At 60.5% G+C, this 13954-nt stretch carries 21 protein-coding genes; 18 read left to right on the top strand and 3 right to left on the bottom strand.

The features are described from left to right. The first annotated feature begins 204 nt into the window (after window positions 1-204). Window positions 205-525, top strand: coding sequence for a DUF1654 domain-containing protein (locus IAE37_RS26820; protein ID WP_236410187.1), 321 nt, complete (start codon window positions 205-207; stop codon window positions 523-525). A gap of 39 nt (window positions 526-564) precedes the next feature. Here the strand turns inward: IAE37_RS26820 and IAE37_RS26815 are convergent, their stop codons facing one another. Genes IAE37_RS26815 through IAE37_RS26805 form a run of 3 tightly spaced genes read right to left on the bottom strand, consistent with a single transcriptional unit; the run spans window position 565 to window position 2359 of the window. Continuing rightward, window positions 565-1170 carry a hypothetical protein gene (locus IAE37_RS26815; RefSeq protein ID WP_201178471.1) on the bottom strand — a complete coding sequence of 202 codons (606 nt, stop codon included), beginning with the start codon at window positions 1168-1170 and terminating at the stop codon, window positions 565-567. Further along, complete coding sequence (locus IAE37_RS26810) at window positions 1163-1504, bottom strand: hypothetical protein (RefSeq protein WP_201178470.1); 342 nt, start codon at window positions 1502-1504, stop codon at window positions 1163-1165. The genes IAE37_RS26815 and IAE37_RS26810 overlap by 8 nt, the downstream gene beginning before the upstream one ends. A 3-nt stretch (window positions 1505-1507) precedes the next feature. Then, a complete protein-coding gene (locus IAE37_RS26805) occupies window positions 1508-2359 on the bottom strand; it encodes a S24 family peptidase (RefSeq protein ID WP_201178469.1) in 852 nt (283 codons plus the stop codon). Window positions 2360-2447: 88 nt separating this feature from the next. Between IAE37_RS26805 and IAE37_RS26800 the strand changes: the two genes are divergently transcribed. The 17 genes from IAE37_RS26800 to IAE37_RS26720 all read left to right on the top strand — a co-directional run bounded on the left by IAE37_RS26800 (window position 2448) and on the right by IAE37_RS26720 (window position 13944). After that, window positions 2448-2624 (top strand): Cro/CI family transcriptional regulator, encoded by a 177-nt coding sequence (locus tag IAE37_RS26800; RefSeq protein WP_201178468.1) that lies wholly within the window; start codon window positions 2448-2450, stop codon window positions 2622-2624. Window positions 2625-2766: 142 nt separating this feature from the next. Further along, the gene (locus tag IAE37_RS26795; RefSeq protein ID WP_201178467.1) at window positions 2767-3621 is read left to right on the top strand and encodes a replication protein; all 855 of its coding nucleotides are present in this window, start codon (window positions 2767-2769) and stop codon (window positions 3619-3621) included. Next, window positions 3611-4405: an ATP-binding protein gene (locus IAE37_RS26790; protein ID WP_201178466.1), complete on the top strand. Its 795-nt coding sequence runs from the start codon at window positions 3611-3613 to the stop codon at window positions 4403-4405. The genes IAE37_RS26795 and IAE37_RS26790 overlap by 11 nt, the downstream gene beginning before the upstream one ends. After that, complete coding sequence (locus IAE37_RS26785; RefSeq protein ID WP_196136522.1) at window positions 4405-4701, top strand: DUF1364 domain-containing protein; 297 nt, start codon at window positions 4405-4407, stop codon at window positions 4699-4701. Before IAE37_RS26790 ends, IAE37_RS26785 begins: the two co-directional genes overlap by 1 nt. Further along, a complete protein-coding gene (locus tag IAE37_RS26780; RefSeq protein WP_201178465.1) occupies window positions 4698-5126 on the top strand; it encodes a VRR-NUC domain-containing protein in 429 nt (142 codons plus the stop codon). Before IAE37_RS26785 ends, IAE37_RS26780 begins: the two co-directional genes overlap by 4 nt. After that, window positions 5123-6412 (top strand): tyrosine-type recombinase/integrase, encoded by a 1290-nt coding sequence (locus IAE37_RS26775; RefSeq protein ID WP_201178464.1) that lies wholly within the window; start codon window positions 5123-5125, stop codon window positions 6410-6412. Before IAE37_RS26780 ends, IAE37_RS26775 begins: the two co-directional genes overlap by 4 nt. Next, window positions 6409-6693: a hypothetical protein gene (locus tag IAE37_RS26770; protein WP_201178463.1), complete on the top strand. Its 285-nt coding sequence runs from the start codon at window positions 6409-6411 to the stop codon at window positions 6691-6693. Before IAE37_RS26775 ends, IAE37_RS26770 begins: the two co-directional genes overlap by 4 nt. Then, entirely contained in the window at window positions 6690-7007 is a 318-nt protein-coding gene (locus IAE37_RS26765) for a hypothetical protein (RefSeq protein ID WP_201178462.1), read from the top strand. Before IAE37_RS26770 ends, IAE37_RS26765 begins: the two co-directional genes overlap by 4 nt. A gap of 11 nt (window positions 7008-7018) precedes the next feature. Further along, window positions 7019-7360 carry an antiterminator Q family protein gene (locus IAE37_RS26760; protein ID WP_201178461.1) on the top strand — a complete coding sequence of 114 codons (342 nt, stop codon included), beginning with the start codon at window positions 7019-7021 and terminating at the stop codon, window positions 7358-7360. 128 nt (window positions 7361-7488) lie between these two features. Next, entirely contained in the window at window positions 7489-7860 is a 372-nt protein-coding gene (locus tag IAE37_RS26755; protein ID WP_201178460.1) for a chemotaxis protein, read from the top strand. Then, a complete protein-coding gene (locus IAE37_RS26750) occupies window positions 7860-8177 on the top strand; it encodes a hypothetical protein (RefSeq protein ID WP_201178459.1) in 318 nt (105 codons plus the stop codon). Before IAE37_RS26755 ends, IAE37_RS26750 begins: the two co-directional genes overlap by 1 nt. Further along, complete coding sequence (locus IAE37_RS26745; protein ID WP_201178458.1) at window positions 8177-8515, top strand: HNH endonuclease; 339 nt, start codon at window positions 8177-8179, stop codon at window positions 8513-8515. Before IAE37_RS26750 ends, IAE37_RS26745 begins: the two co-directional genes overlap by 1 nt. 154 nt (window positions 8516-8669) lie before the next feature. Beyond that, window positions 8670-9215, top strand: coding sequence for a terminase small subunit (locus IAE37_RS26740; protein ID WP_201178457.1), 546 nt, complete (start codon window positions 8670-8672; stop codon window positions 9213-9215). Beyond that, window positions 9212-10900, top strand: coding sequence for a terminase large subunit (locus IAE37_RS26735; protein WP_201178456.1), 1689 nt, complete (start codon window positions 9212-9214; stop codon window positions 10898-10900). Before IAE37_RS26740 ends, IAE37_RS26735 begins: the two co-directional genes overlap by 4 nt. A gap of 2 nt (window positions 10901-10902) precedes the next feature. Then, window positions 10903-12117 (top strand): phage portal protein, encoded by a 1215-nt coding sequence (locus IAE37_RS26730; RefSeq protein WP_201178455.1) that lies wholly within the window; start codon window positions 10903-10905, stop codon window positions 12115-12117. Then, window positions 12104-12745 (top strand): HK97 family phage prohead protease, encoded by a 642-nt coding sequence (locus tag IAE37_RS26725; protein ID WP_201178454.1) that lies wholly within the window; start codon window positions 12104-12106, stop codon window positions 12743-12745. The genes IAE37_RS26730 and IAE37_RS26725 overlap by 14 nt, the downstream gene beginning before the upstream one ends. After that, window positions 12742-13944 (top strand): phage major capsid protein, encoded by a 1203-nt coding sequence (locus tag IAE37_RS26720; RefSeq protein ID WP_201178453.1) that lies wholly within the window; start codon window positions 12742-12744, stop codon window positions 13942-13944. Before IAE37_RS26725 ends, IAE37_RS26720 begins: the two co-directional genes overlap by 4 nt. Window positions 13945-13954 lie beyond the last annotated feature (10 nt).

Raw genomic sequence — 13954 nt, 5'->3', positions numbered from 1 at the left:
TGCGTGAGGCAGCTGCTGCCCTCATGTGCCGCTGAGGGTGACGGGTGTCGAATTGTGTAAAGAGCGGTGGCGGCTTGAGCTGCCTTGCTCGTTTGCAAATGCAAGCGAACTTGCATTTATAAAAGCATGCTTGTTTTTCAAATGCAAGCACGCTTGTGTAATTTTCTCTTACTGTATGGATGTCCAGTACGTAGGAGGTGGCGGATGTCAGCGCAGGAAAATGCAGTTCGAATGGAAGAGCTCACTAGCCTTGAGCGGCTGGGGCTGAGGGTTTCGGCAATGATCAATTCACCACTGGCCCAGCTGGACAGGAGGGTGTTGGTTCATCGCATGGACACTGATACCGACCACGATTGGGAGTCGATCATGGAGCTGCTGGCGGAGACCGATGGCCTGGATATGACGTTCTGCGACGACGGGTCAGTGTTTCTGAAATGGGATGCGCCGACGGATGACGATCGGGTGATTGACAGAGGAGAGGAGGTAGCTCGGGTAGAGACGGAAGAGGAGGAGGCGCCTTTCTGATAGGCATGAAAAAGCCCGCCGAGGCGGGCTTGATTGAAGCTATTTCGGAGTGCTTGGGCTTGTGCGACTCGTTTCTCTCTGAAGCTGATCGAGAATTGCTTTACTCGCCTCTGTCTGAGCCTTGGATTCTTGAATAAGGGAGTCGATCCGCTGCTGATTGGCCGCGTGCTCCTTCCCTCCATCAAAGAAAGACTTGCCACCGCTGAAGATCGTTGCGTTGGCCCCCATGATCCCAAGGACCACAGCAATACCGATACCTGCCATCCAGAGCTTGAAGTCTTTGATTTCCTTCGCTGTGGAGGCGCTCGCCTCAGCCATTCTGTTCAGTCTTTCATCAAGAGATTTCGCATGAGCTTTCTGCTCTCTGCGGAACGCTCGCTCCTTCAAGTTCATCTCACGATGCAACGCTTCGTCCCGCAGCTCAAGCTCACGCAGATATGCTGTATGAGAGGACGTTGCGTTAGTTTCTATACGCGAAACCTTCTCGTCTAGTCGGGACTCGATACCGGCGAGGGCGCGCTCAAGAGCTTTGAAGTCTATGGTCATAGATTCAGTATCCCCTGCTTTTGGTGGGCTGTCACCCCGTAGACCTGTCGCCGGCTTCGGAAGGTGCTGAGCCCCGAAGAGCTTCTCGAACTCACTCATCGTCTTCCTGCTGTTCCTGAATCTGATCTTTCGGATTAGTGCTCAGCCACTGCTGGATCGCCCCAACGCGATGACCACGGATCCAGCCGCAGTTTCGGCACTCGATATACAGGTTGTAGACCTGCTCGCCTGTTCTAGTCATCCCGGAATCCTGGAGCAAACACAACGAGTCATCATTGTCTGAGATCGGTATCTCCCAAGTCTTCGAGTTACAGGTGGTGCATCGTGCTTTTGGAGCCACGCCTTTAAAGAAACGAACGGCGTCATCGAATTTAAGCGTCGGCTTCGTCGGCGGCTTGAAAAAGGTAGAAAAATCTTCGGTAGAGTCAGACATCAGTTACACCTTTTTGGCATTCCAGACCAAGATAACCTTGGCGTGGATCGTTACGTCGTCTATTCGTGCAGACTGCTTTTCATAGTTTCTGTTGTCGGAGATCAGCCAGACATGGTCTTCATCCTGTCGCTGCAGTCGCTTGATCAGCAGGTCACCATGCCAGGTCAGCACGTACACACCTTCGCCCTGGTAGTCGTTCACGCCCCGATCCACGATCACTGGGTCTTTGTCGTTGATCGTCCCCTCCATGCTCTGCCCCCACCCGGTGATCATCGCCAGGGCCTGGGCCGCGGAGTAGGTCACGCCTTTCTCCCGTAGCACTTCCTCGCGTATCACCACATTACGGATGACCTCGCTGTACTCGGCAGGAACCTGGCCATGGCCCATTGCGGCGCGGATGTCGTATTGCGGGATGGAGATGTCCCCATCTGGTGTGTTGGCAGCCGTGATGATGAAACCGCTTCCACTTTCGCCCTGGGGATCCTCTTCAACAGCGCGCACGATGCTCTGCCGAGCCTCCGCTGTCAGGCCTTTCCCGTGTTTTTCCAGCATTTTTCGAACCGCGTCCGCTGCGGATACGGGAGCGCTCGGCTCATTGGTGGGCTGGCGCTTCGGGTCCGCTTTACGCGGCGGCTCGCCCTTGCCTCCAAGAAGCCAATCCACTGTCGTGTCATAGCCATCAGCTAGGGCAACAAGGTTCTCGTTCTTGATGTTCTCGGTGTCCCCGGCAAACCACTGGCGGACAGCCTCATAGCTGATCCCACAGGTAGTGGCGATGTCCCGCTTGACGTTGCGCACGCCAAGCTCAGGCCGGCGGGCTAGTACGAGTTTGGTGATTCGATCAGTGGTCTTCATGTGCGCAATCTACAAGGTTGCTTGTCAAGCATGCTTGTTTTGCATATGCAAGCATGCTTGAATATCAAGACGAGCAAAGGAGGTCGCCATGACCAAAAGCCAGGCAATTAAACATTTCGGTTCCATCTCGGCGCTCGCGAAAGCCCTTGGCGTTACCTACGAAGCAGTCCGCCAGTGGGAGGAAGTGCCCGAGCTGCGGCAGTACCAGATCGAAAGGCTTACAGGTGGCGATCTGAAGGCTGACCAGAAGGGTGCAGCAGCGTGACTGGTGAGCTGATTTTCTTCTACTTGGCCTATTGCCAGTAGATGACTGAAACACCTGCGAATCCATCCAGTAGTGGAATTGCAGACGAAAAAAAACCGCCTGGCGGGGCGGCTTTCTCTACAGCATTTCAACGGGTTTAAGCATGACAAACATCGTCCCACTTGACAAGTCCAGGGGGTTCACCCGGATGGACAACCAGCTCATGGATGGCCTGTTGGCTATCGATCTCCCGGCCCGGGAGATGAAGATTGTGCTGTACGTGGCCAAGGCCACAATCAACTTCGGGGCGGGCGCCCATCGCATCCCGGCTACCGACATCGCGAAAGCTATCCACGCTCACCCAGACACTGTGTCCAAGGCGGTTTCCAGCCTCCTGCGCCGTCGTGTGTTGTTCCGTGAGGGTGGTGCCCGTGGCGACATCGGTGTGAATGACCCTAAGGACTGGATCTACGTTGATCCGAAACAGACCAAAACAGCCGACTCGGCTGAAGTGGTCCGAATCGGCTCAGAGTCGAAACAGACCAAAACCGCCGACTCCCTTCTTTATTCTAAGAAACAAACCCCCTATGAAAATCTTCCTTCGGAAGATGTTTCATGCTCCCCCAGCGAGCCGGAGCCCACTCGGGCGAAGGAAGATCGCAAGGCGCCATTCGGGAAGGCCGCCATGCTGGCGGACAACCCGCACGGCCTCGATGAATCACTGATCGCTGATTACCTGGCGGTCCGGAAGTCGAAGGGCGCCCAGATGAGCGAACGGGTCTGGAGCCGGTTGAACGAGAAGCTCCGGCAGTGCCTGGCTTTGGGTATCCAGCCAGCCCAGGTCATGGAAATCGTAATCGACAGCGGGTGGCGCAGCTTCGAAGTTGAGTGGATCACCAAGCGCTTCCTCGCCAAATCGTCCGCCAAGGGTAAGCCAAACAGCCGTCATCACGGCTTCAACGACCGCGACTACCACGACGGCCTAATTCCACGGGAGGATGGCTCGTATGCGTTCTGAAAAAGTTGTCCACCTGTCCAGCATTGCAGGCCCGCAGGTCACATCCATGGCCATGTGCGAAGAGCATGGTCCCTACGAAGCAACCTCTCACCAGGTGCTCAGCCATACCTTCCGCTCGCCGTGCCCAGGCTGCAAGGCGGCGCAGGTCGCCAAAAGCCAGGCCGAAGACATCAAGCGTCAGCGCGTGGACCTGGCCTACAAGCTCGGCGATTCGCTGATTCCCAAGCGTTTCAAGGACAAGACGTTCGACAGCTACGGTGCGTCCTGCGAAGGCCAGCATAAGGCCAAGGCCCGCTGTGAGCGATACGCTGCCGAGTTCGAATCCAACCTGGCCGCCGGCCGCTGCCTGATCCTGGTCGGCAACCCGGGCACCGGCAAAACTCATCTGGGGGTGTCGATCGCCCAGGCGGTCATGGCCAACACGCAGTACACAGCGGCATACCGGACGCTTGGGGGTATCCTTCAGGCCATCCGTGCGACTTTCGACGGCACCTCAGGCCAAACCGAGGGGAGTATTCTCGACGCGCTTATCCGCCCGTCACTGCTGGTTTTGGATGAGGTCGGGGCGAGCAAGGAGGCCCCAAGCGATTTCGAGCTGAGCCGCTTGTTCTCGATCATCAATGGCCGCTACGAGCGGATGCTGCCGACCGTAGTGATTTCCAACCTGGGGGCGAAAGAGCTGCCCGCAGCCATGGGCGAGCGATCAGCGGATCGCTTGCGCGAGGGCGGCGGGATCGTCCTGCCGTTCGATTGGTCGTCTCACCGTGGTCGGGAGGGCGTTTGATGCGCCAGTCCAAACTGACCAAGGCTGCGCGCGGCCGCGAATGTCAGGTGCGCATCCCCGGCGTGTGCAATGGCAACCCTGAGACCACCGTGCTGGCGCACTACCGCCTGGCCGGCACCTGCGGCGTCGGGAAGAAGCCGCACGATCTGCAAGGCGCCTGGTGCTGCAGCGCCTGCCATGACGCTTGCGACGGGCGTAGCAAGGCGGTGGATCGCGAGACCGCCCGCCAGTACCACGCCGAGGGCGTTATGCGCACCCAGGCACTGCTGATCAACGAGGGGGTGCTGGTCGCATGAACGCTCCCGCCCTTCGCCCATTCAAGGCCAAGCCGGCTCGCGCCAAGCCCGTCGACAGGGAAGGGCAGGAGCAGGCCGCGCTGATGCAGGAGCTGCAGCTGCGCTACCCGCAGGCCTACAAGCTGATTTACCACGTGCCGAACGGTGGGCATCGGGTCAAAGCCGTGGCCGTCAAGTTGAAGGGGCAGGGCGTGAAGGCCGGTGTTCCCGACCTGGTGTTGCCGATGGCGCGCGGTGGCTACTTCGGCCTGTACATCGAGTTCAAGGCCATGCCGCCGTTCGATGCGCCGGTCTCGCCCAGCCAGGACGCCTACCTGCAGGCGCTGGCCGGCCAGGGCTACCTGGCGATCGTGTGCCGGGGCAACATCGACGCCGTCGAGGCTATCCGCGCCTACCTGCTGCTACCCGCGACGGTGGCGGCATGACGGTCGTGGTTGCGCTTTCCGACGCCGAGCTGCGCCGCCGCGCGGATGACCTGAGTGCCGTGCTGCTGCGCGATCCGCGTCATCCAGGGCTCTACCTGCGCTTCACCGAGGATCGCCCGCGCGCTACGTGGTACCTGGTCGTGAGCAAGCAGTGGAACAAGATCGGTACCTACCCCGACCAGTCGGCCAAGGTGGTGCTGGCTTCGCTGCCGGAGATTCGCCAGCGCCTGCAAGCCGAAGGCAAGGCCGCCGTTTCGGGGTGGCAGACGGTCGGCAAACTGCTGGAGTGGTATGCCGATCGCGTCGAGCGTACCCGCAACCTGTCGAAGAGCCGGCGCGCCACGGCCAAGTCCGCCATTGCCTGCCACTTGCTGCCGCGTATTGGTGGCCTGGCCCTGGTCGAGGTGAGCCACAGCACTCTAGACAACCAGCTGGTCTGGCCGATGCAGGAGCATCTCTCGCTCGAGTATGTGCGATTGGTGTTCGGCCTGCTGATCGACGCCTTCCGCAAGGCTAGCGCGCTGGGCCTAGTGGCCCGCAATCCCATGGCCGGGATCAAGTTCAGCGACTTCACCAAGGCCAAGATCAAGGCCAGGCCGGGGCGCCTGCGCGGGGTACAGATCGAGGGCCTGCTGAGCCAGCTGGCCCAGGTGATCACCGACGAGCCCGCAGACGCCATGCTGGCCCTGCTGATGCTGTGCCATGGCAACCGCCTGGGCGAGACCCGCCAGGCACAGTGGCCACACATCGCCCTGTCGATCCGCAACTGGCACCTGCCGGCTGAGAACACCAAGACCCGCGTCGAGCACTCGCTGCCGCTGACCGAGCAGGTGTGCGCGCTGCTGACCTGGTACCGCGACACCCAGCGCGCCCAGGGCTATACCGGCCAATACCTGTTCCCGGGCAAGAGCGGCAAGTGCTTGAGCGAGAAGCAGGCGTCAGAGGTATTCACCCGCCTGGGCCAGGGCCAATGGACCAGTCACGACCTGCGCAAGTTGGCCAGAACCTGCTGGGCCGACCAGGGCATCGACTTCCTGATCGGTGAACTGCTGATCAACCACGCCATGGGTCACAACGTGCAGGCCTACATCCAGACCACTGCCGAGGAGCGCAAGCGCGCTGCCCTGGAGCAGTGGCACGCGTTTCTAGACAGCAAGGGCTTCGACCGTATCCACGGGTTGAAGGAGGGTAGAAACGCAATTTCGGGTAATTGCCTGGAGGCCAAGCAGCACGGGGCCTGCGGCGTGATTCAGGAATCAACCATAAGCGAGGATTCGAAACGATGAACGAAGGCCAATTCATCGACCTGGCCCGCCTTGAGCAGTTGGCAAATTCCGCGACCCAGGGTGAGTGGAAGTGCGCCAAAAGGGCGGATGGTCGGTTCTGGCACATCGGCAGTGGCAACCAGGCGATAGGCGCTACCCATGCTGCCAGCAGCAAGTTCAACCCTGTTCAAGCCGCGATGTTTGAGGCGAATGCTCGTTTCATTGCTGCGGCTCACCCGGCCGTGGTCCTGGCTCTGGTCGCTGAGATCAAAGCGCTACGGGTGAAGGTGGAGGGTCAATGAAGAAGACCCACGGCCCAGCCTTCAAGAAGGCCGTGATTGAGCTGGACAAGTGCCCTTTGTGTCGTGGGAGAGCGGTCACTCAGGGTGTGTTTCACGAACTGCCATGCGACCACTGCAACGCCTCTGGCTGGGTAGCGGCTGCAACTGGCGAGGCCCTGGCCCTGGATGAACTGGTGACCCAGCTCAGCATGAGGTTGCAGGCCGCGACAAGGCAGATCGAGCAGTTGAAGAACCCTCAGGCATCCGGGCCTGAGGCGACATATCAGGGAAGCAACCGGCGCGGCGCCGGCGGCACCAACTACACCGGCGATTGAGGGGGAAGGACATGAGCAATTTTGAGAAGACGGCTGAGTATCTGCTGGAGCACTGGGGCCGCTGGGTGGTGCTGGGCTCAGGGGTTTCCTGCTGTGCATCGCGGGAAAACACGATCCTCGACCCAATGATCACGGACGACGATGCCCTGTTCATTGATCGACTCGTCGGGCGCCTGAACAAGCGTTACCCCGAGTGCGGCCAGGTCATCATCAAGTACTACACCTCTCGCGACACTGCGCTGAGGGACGTGGGCAAGAAGCTGGGCTTCGGTGAGGAGAAGACCCGGCAGCTGTGGAAGGCAGGAGTGGCCTGGGTTGATGGTGCACTGGATGTTCGGCGTGAGGCCGCTTGACATCCCCGGTCCTCACCCGTATCTTTCGTGTTACTTTGCGGTAGGTGCGCGAGAGCAAACTCGCCATCACCAGCAGCCACCATAGAGCCTCGGCATTCGCCGGGGCTTTTTCGTATCTGGAGTACTGGATGGACCCGACCGACCTCGGCCCAGGCACAGCCACCTGGCTGGGCGGAACGGGCACTGTATTGCTGGGCGGCTTCCTTTGGCTGCGCAAGTTCCTTTCCAAGGACGCCGCAGACCGGGCAATGGACAACGCCGATATCGGCACCGTACGCCGGCTGAATGAGCTGCTCGATTCCGAGCGAGCAGCGCGCAAAGAGGCGGAGGCCCGAGCTGATCAGTTCGCCAAAGAGCGCAACGATCTGGCCATATCTGTTGGCCGTCTGGAAGGAAACATCCTCGCGCTAACCAGGCAGGTGGAGCAGCTGACCGAGAAGGTCACAACCCAGAGCGAGGAGATCTCGCGGCTTCGCGCCCAGCTTGGAGGTGCCAACTGATGGACAAATGCGCACTTGAATTCATCGCTCGGCGCTGGTGGAGACGGGCTGAAGTGTGGGTCATAGCCGTGCTGCTTATCGCAGGCGGCGCGGTGCTTGGTTGGCAGTCTGCCTACTGGGCGATGGCTAGCACTCAGGCTCACCAGGTCGATGAGATCCGAAAGGCCTATGACGCCGCCATGGCTGAGCGTGATAAGCGCCTGGACGACCTGACCAGCAAGGCCGAGAGCGCCGCGACCAAGGCGTCGAAGGCTGCAACCACTGCGACCCAGGCAGCCGACAAGGCTGATGAGGCGCTGAATCGAGCGACACAGTGATGGCGAGACTCAAGACGCTCGGCTCGCGCATCAAAGAGAGCGCTGGCTCACGGGTCAAGGTGGTGGCTCCAGGCAGCTGGCGTAGCGGCATGACCAGCTCCCAGCGTGGCTACGACTACCGCTGGCAGAAGGCTCGCGAACAGTACCTTCGAGACAACCCGTTGTGCGTGTACTGCGCTCGGCAAGGCCGGACAACTGCGGCCAACGTCGTTGACCACGTCGTTGCGCACCGCGGCGACAAGGATCTCTTCTGGGATCAGGGCAACTGGCAATCGCTGTGCAAGCCGTGCCACGACTCGGTCAAGCAGGCCGAAGAGGCAGCCGGCCTGGGTGGCTGAGGCGCCGATCTCGCGCGAATCCTCGAAAACGGTCTCCGAGGCACGCCAGTGACGTGCTTCGGGGTAGGGGTGGTCAAATGATAGGAATTCTCACGTAGCTAGACCGCCACCGACCCCACGTACAGATTTTTTTCCCCCATAGGATTTTTGTTAAATGGCTTTAACATCCCGCAAGCGCGCATTCATCGCAGCGCTGAGGGAAGGTGCGTCCAATCGGGACGCGGCTGTGGCGGCTGGCTATTCCGAGAAGACAGCGTCTGCGGCGGGGTCTCGGCTGGTGAAGGACAAGGATGTGGCGGCCGAGTTGGCCAAGCTCCGCGCCCTGGGCTTGATGCCGCCAGATGTTAAAGCCGATGTTAAAGCGCATGTTAAAACCAGGCATGCGCCCGAGCCGTCCGCCAAGAGTGAGGCAGCGCCCGAACCGGACGCCGCGAAGGATGAGCAGGGCGACCCCGAGCCTGCCGGTTTTGATCTTATGCAGGCGCTCCTGCACCGCGACCCGAAGGACTTCCTGCTGTCGGTAATGAACGACCTGGAGTCTGAGCCAAAGCTGCGCGTTGATGCGGCCAAGGCCCTGATGCCCTTCGTGCACCCTCGCAAGGGGGAGAGCGGCAAGAAGGATCAGGCCCAGGCGAAAGCTGAGCAAGCATCGACCGGCAAGTTCGGTGCCCGGCGCGGCCCGCTGAGGGCGGTTAAATGAGGGAGTGGACTACTGCATGCCCTGACTGGGAGCAGCGCATCGTTGCGCGAAAAAGCCTGATCCCCTTCAAGCCGCTGTTCCCGACCGAGGCCGAGGAAGCCCTCGACGTGTTCGGTGCGCTCCGGATGGTTGATGCCACCGGGAGCCCGCTGATGTCCGAAACTGTGCGCGACTGGGTCAACCAGTTCGTTGCAGCCATCTTCGGGGCCTATGACCCCGATGAAGGCCGGCGCATGGTCAGCGAGTTCATGCTCCTGATCAGCAAGAAGAATGGTAAGTCGACGATCGCTGCGGGCATCATGCTCACGGCCTTGATCCTCAACTGGCGACCCTCGGGTGAGTTCATCATCCTGGCCCCGACGAAGGAGATCGCTGACAACTCCTACATCCCAATCCGTGACATGGTGCGGGCAGATGAGGAGCTCGACGCGCTACTCAAGGTGCAGGATCACCTGCGCACCGTCACCCATCGGCAGACCAACGCCACCCTCAAGGTGGTGGCAGCTGATAGCGAGACGGTTTCAGGCAAGAAGGCCATCGGCGTGTTCGTCGATGAGCTGTGGGTATTCGGCAAGCGTGCAAATGCCGAAGCGATGTTGCGCGAGGCCACAGGCGGTCTAGCGTCTCGGCCCGAAGGCTTCATCATCTGGGCCACGACTCAGTCCGATGCGCCACCTGCAGGCGTGTTCCGGCAGAAGCTGATGTATGCCCGCAAAGTTCGTGACGGCGAGATCGTCGACAAGTCGTTCCTGCCGGTGCTGTACGAGTTTCCGAAAGCGATGCTCGACGCGGGTGCCCACAGGGACTTTTCCAACGCCTACATCACCAACCCCAACCTGGGGCTGTCTGTCGATGAGCCGTTCATTGAGCGGGGTTATGCCCAAGCCCAGATGGACGGGGAAGAGTCATTCCGCGGCTTCCTGGCCAAGCACCTCAACGTCGAGATTGGCTTGGCCCTGCTGTCCGATCGCTGGGCTGGCACCGACTACTGGGAGCAGCAAGCCTCCGAGCTGTGCCGGACCCTGGAGGATCTGATCGAGCGCTGCGAGGTGATCGACATCGGCATCGACGGTGGGGGGCTGGACGACCTGCTGGGGCTGGCCGCCATCGGGCGTGAGATAGGTACCCGGCGCTGGCTGACCTGGACCCATGCCTGGGCGCACCCTTCGGTGCTGGAGCGGCGAAAGTCAGAAGCGCCGCGCATCCGAGACTTCGCCAAGGATGGGCATCTGACCCTGGTCAACCGAATCGGTGATGACATCGATGATGTGGCGCAGCTGGTCGCGAAAGTCGAGCAGGCTGGCCTGTTGGACAAGGTAGGGCTCGACCCGGCTGGCGTCGGCGCGATTCTCGACGCCCTGGAGGCGGCCGGGATACCCCGCGAGAAGATCGACGGCATTTCTCAAGGATGGCGCCTGGGCGGCTCAATCAAAACTGCGGAGCGCAAACTGGCAGAGGGCGCCCTGTTGCACGGCGGCCAGCCCATGATGGCCTGGTGCTGCGGCAACGCTCGTGTCGAACCCCGAGGTAACTCGATCCTGATCACGAAGCAGGCCAGCGGCTCGGCGAAGATCGACCCGCTCATGGCGCTGTTCAATGCCGTGACGCTGATGGCTCTCAATCCAGAAGCGAAGAGCGGCATGGACAACTACCTCAACCACGGCTTCTTCGACCTCATAGGCTGACCATGGCATTCAAATGGTACAACCCCGCGACCTGGGGATTTTTCGGTTACACCGACCCGGCCACCGGAAACTATGTGGAGGCCGATCTGGAGGTTGGCGGCAGGCGGACGAAGGCGGGCGTGCGGATCACGACAAGAACCGCTTTGTCCATCAGCATGGTCTGGTCCTGCGTTAAGGTCCTCTCGGAATCACTGAGCGGCCTGCCGCTGAAGCTCTACGAGGACAAGCAGGGCGGTCGGCAGATGATCAGCGGCAACGACCGTATGCTCAAGCTGCTGCGCAAGCCCAACCCTTACATGACGATGCTGAACTTCCTCAAGTTCGTGGTCGTGAACATGGCTCTGCGTGGCAACGCCTTCGCGCTGATCGAGCGCAACGGGCAGGGCGATGTGATCGGCCTGGTACCGCTAGACGGTCGAACGGTCAAAATCGACACCGAGGACGACCTGCTCTACACCGTGACGCCCACTGAGGGTGACCCGTTTCCGGTGTCGCCCGAGAACATGCTGCATTTCAAGCTGTTCAGCCTGGACGGGATTGTGGGTCTCTCCCCTCTGGAGTACCAGGCGGAGACCATGGGGTTGGCCAAAGCGGGCCAGCAGTGGTCGGCGCGGTTCATGCGCAAAGGCGGCTTCACTGGTGGCTATGTCATCTACGACGGGTTTCTGACCGAGCAGCAGCAGGAGCAGATCCTCAAGCGATTCCCGGATGTCCGCAAGGCTGATACCGACGACATCGGCAAGATGGCGATCCTGCAGGGCGGGCCGAAGATCCACCCAGCTGGGATCTCCCAGAAAGATGCGCAGTTCATCGAATCCCAGCAGTTCCAGGAGGAAGCGCTGGCGGGCATCTACGGCGTGCCGCTCTGGCTGGCCAACCGTGCCGGCAAGACCTCGATCATGGGCTCCAACTTGGAGCAGCAATTGATCGGGTTCATCACCTTCGGTCTCAAACCCTACATAGACACCATTGAGGACGAGCTCAACAGCAAGCTGTTCGGTACCTCCGGACGCTTTGTCGAGTTCGTCGTCGAGGGCCTGATGCGTGCTGATAGCGCTGGTCGATCCACCTACTACGGCGGTGCTCTAGGCGGCTCAGGCGGCTCTGGCTGGATGAGCATCAACGAGGTGCGCTTGAAGGAAAACCTGCCTCCCCTGGAGGGCGAAGAATACAACCGGGTCACCCGGTGGGAGATGCAATCAAATGGCGAACCTTGAATGCCCGTTCGAGCTCAAGGCCGTTGACGAAGCCGGGAATTTCGAAGGCTACGCAGCGGTGTTCAACAACGTGGACCTCGGCGACGACGTCATTCTGCCCGGCGCTTTCACCCGAGTGAAAGCAACCCGGGGCGGCAAGCTGAAGCTGGCCTTGTATCACGACCTGACCCGCCTGGTTGGCGCCGCCGATTACCGCCAGGACGACCACGGCCTGTACCTGAAAGGCCAGGTCAACCTCAACGTCAGCTATGCCCGAGACGCCTATGAGCTGATGAAGGCGGACATCCTCGACAGCATGTCGATTGGCTTCAACACCATTCAGGCGGACCCCGGAGAACGTGACGGGCGGCGCGTTCGCCTGATCAAGGAGGCCGAACTCTGGGAGGCCTCATTCGTGCCGTTCGGCATGAACCCCGAGGCGCAGATCCTCAGCGTCAAATCAGACATCAGGCTTTTCGAGAAGGCCCTTCGCGAACGCATGGGCCTCTCGCAGAAGGAAGCGGCAGCAGTCGCTTCGCTCGGCTACACCGCGCTACGCCGTGACGGCGGGAGCGAGGCCACGGCGATCGTGGATGAGCTGAAAGAAATTCCCAACTTGTTCACCCAATATTTCGGAGTATCGCCATGAGCGAAGTGAAAGAACTGAAGGATTCCATCGAGCTGCAACTGAAAAGCGGCTTTGATGGGTTGCAGAAAAAGTACGATGCGGCCATGGACGAGGTCGAGAAGGGCAACAAGGTCAGCGCCGACCTGAAAAAGCTGATCGACGACCAGAAGGGCGAGCTCCAAAAGGTGATCGACCAGGTCGTCGACCTGGAGCAGAAAGGCGTCAAGTTGCGCGGCCTGCCGGGCGAGGGCAAGAGTTTCATCGACCTGATCAAGGGCGACGACACCTACAAGGCTCTCAACCAGAAGAACGCTTCCCTGGCCCAGCTCGAAGTGACCAAGTCCGACATGGCCAGCATGAAGGAAATGAAAGTCACCAGCGCGGGCATCGTTGCTCCCATCTACGATCCGGTTATCCAGCCGGGAATCCGTCAGGAGCTGCGCATCCGAGATCTCCTGACCGCGATCCCGGTTTCGGGCCAGCAGTACACCTACTTCCGCGAGGACGTGCACACCCGTGGCGCGGCGACCGTGGCGGAAGGCGGCCTGAAGCCCACCAGCAATGTCACCTTCACCAACGTCACCGACCGCGTGAAGAAGATCGCTGTCTGGATGCCTGTGACGGACGAGGCGCTGGATGACGTGCCGCAGATGTTCGCCTATCTGCAGCAACTTCTGCGCTACGACCTCAAGCTCGAAGAAGAGGCTCAGATTCTCAAGGGCGATGGCCTTGGCGAGAACCTGAACGGCCTGATGACCCAGGCGACCACCTACAACACCGCCCTGAGCAAGGCTGGCGACACCGCCATCGACCTGGTGCGCCGCGCCATTTACCAGGTGCGCAAGCAGTCGCAAATGTCCGCCGATGGCGTGGTTATGACCGAGCTCGACTGGATGAACATCGAGCTGCAGAAGGATGGCGAGAACCGCTACCTGTTCGCCAACCTGCAGGGTCTGGTGACTCCTATCCTCTGGGGTCGCCCAGTGATCACCTCCGACAGCATGGACGAGGGTGGCGAGGACGCCGGCGGTGAGTTCTTGGTAGCCAACTTCGCCCGTTCCACCACGCTGTTCGACCGCATGTCGTTCCTGTTCAAGATGGGTCTGATCAACGACCAGTTCATCAAGAACGAACGAGCGCTGCTGGTTGAGGAGCGTCTGGGCCTCGGCGTCCGTCGCAAGGAAGCGTTGGTCAAGGGCAACTTCCCGGCAGCCGCATAACCAACCCATA

It is taken from the genome of Pseudomonas sp. S31, assembly GCF_016648105.1.
Classification (GTDB): domain Bacteria; phylum Pseudomonadota; class Gammaproteobacteria; order Pseudomonadales; family Pseudomonadaceae; genus Aquipseudomonas.
The sequence above is the reverse complement of the archived record's forward strand: the minus strand, read 5'-3'. Positions and strand labels throughout refer to the sequence as shown.

Bases quoted from the DNA above. Each gene is read 5' to 3' on its own strand.
- IAE37_RS26775 (WP_201178464.1), top strand. From the start codon at position 5,123: ATGACGGTCGTGGTTGCGCTTTCCGACGCCGAGCTGCGCCGCCGCGCG.
- IAE37_RS26720 (WP_201178453.1), top strand. From the start codon at position 12,742: ATGAGCGAAGTGAAAGAACTGAAGGATTCCATCGAGCTGCAACTGAAA.
- IAE37_RS26770 (WP_201178463.1), top strand. From the start codon at position 6,409: ATGAACGAAGGCCAATTCATCGACCTGGCCCGCCTTGAGCAGTTGGCA.
- IAE37_RS26800 (WP_201178468.1), top strand. From the start codon at position 2,448: ATGACCAAAAGCCAGGCAATTAAACATTTCGGTTCCATCTCGGCGCTC.
- IAE37_RS26725 (WP_201178454.1), top strand. From the start codon at position 12,104: ATGGCGAACCTTGAATGCCCGTTCGAGCTCAAGGCCGTTGACGAAGCC.
- IAE37_RS26745 (WP_201178458.1), top strand. From the start codon at position 8,177: ATGGCGAGACTCAAGACGCTCGGCTCGCGCATCAAAGAGAGCGCTGGC.
- IAE37_RS26755 (WP_201178460.1), top strand. From the start codon at position 7,489: ATGGACCCGACCGACCTCGGCCCAGGCACAGCCACCTGGCTGGGCGGA.
- IAE37_RS26785 (WP_196136522.1), top strand. From the start codon at position 4,405: ATGCGCCAGTCCAAACTGACCAAGGCTGCGCGCGGCCGCGAATGTCAG.
- IAE37_RS26805 (WP_201178469.1), bottom strand. From the start codon at position 2,359: ATGAAGACCACTGATCGAATCACCAAACTCGTACTAGCCCGCCGGCCT.
- IAE37_RS26780 (WP_201178465.1), top strand. From the start codon at position 4,698: ATGAACGCTCCCGCCCTTCGCCCATTCAAGGCCAAGCCGGCTCGCGCC.
- IAE37_RS26750 (WP_201178459.1), top strand. From the start codon at position 7,860: ATGGACAAATGCGCACTTGAATTCATCGCTCGGCGCTGGTGGAGACGG.
- IAE37_RS26765 (WP_201178462.1), top strand. From the start codon at position 6,690: ATGAAGAAGACCCACGGCCCAGCCTTCAAGAAGGCCGTGATTGAGCTG.
- IAE37_RS26735 (WP_201178456.1), top strand. From the start codon at position 9,212: ATGAGGGAGTGGACTACTGCATGCCCTGACTGGGAGCAGCGCATCGTT.
- IAE37_RS26790 (WP_201178466.1), top strand. From the start codon at position 3,611: ATGCGTTCTGAAAAAGTTGTCCACCTGTCCAGCATTGCAGGCCCGCAG.
- IAE37_RS26810 (WP_201178470.1), bottom strand. From the start codon at position 1,504: ATGTCTGACTCTACCGAAGATTTTTCTACCTTTTTCAAGCCGCCGACG.
- IAE37_RS26795 (WP_201178467.1), top strand. From the start codon at position 2,767: ATGACAAACATCGTCCCACTTGACAAGTCCAGGGGGTTCACCCGGATG.
- IAE37_RS26820 (WP_236410187.1), top strand. From the start codon at position 205: ATGTCAGCGCAGGAAAATGCAGTTCGAATGGAAGAGCTCACTAGCCTT.
- IAE37_RS26740 (WP_201178457.1), top strand. From the start codon at position 8,670: ATGGCTTTAACATCCCGCAAGCGCGCATTCATCGCAGCGCTGAGGGAA.
- IAE37_RS26730 (WP_201178455.1), top strand. From the start codon at position 10,903: ATGGCATTCAAATGGTACAACCCCGCGACCTGGGGATTTTTCGGTTAC.
- IAE37_RS26815 (WP_201178471.1), bottom strand. From the start codon at position 1,170: ATGAGTGAGTTCGAGAAGCTCTTCGGGGCTCAGCACCTTCCGAAGCCG.
- IAE37_RS26760 (WP_201178461.1), top strand. From the start codon at position 7,019: ATGAGCAATTTTGAGAAGACGGCTGAGTATCTGCTGGAGCACTGGGGC.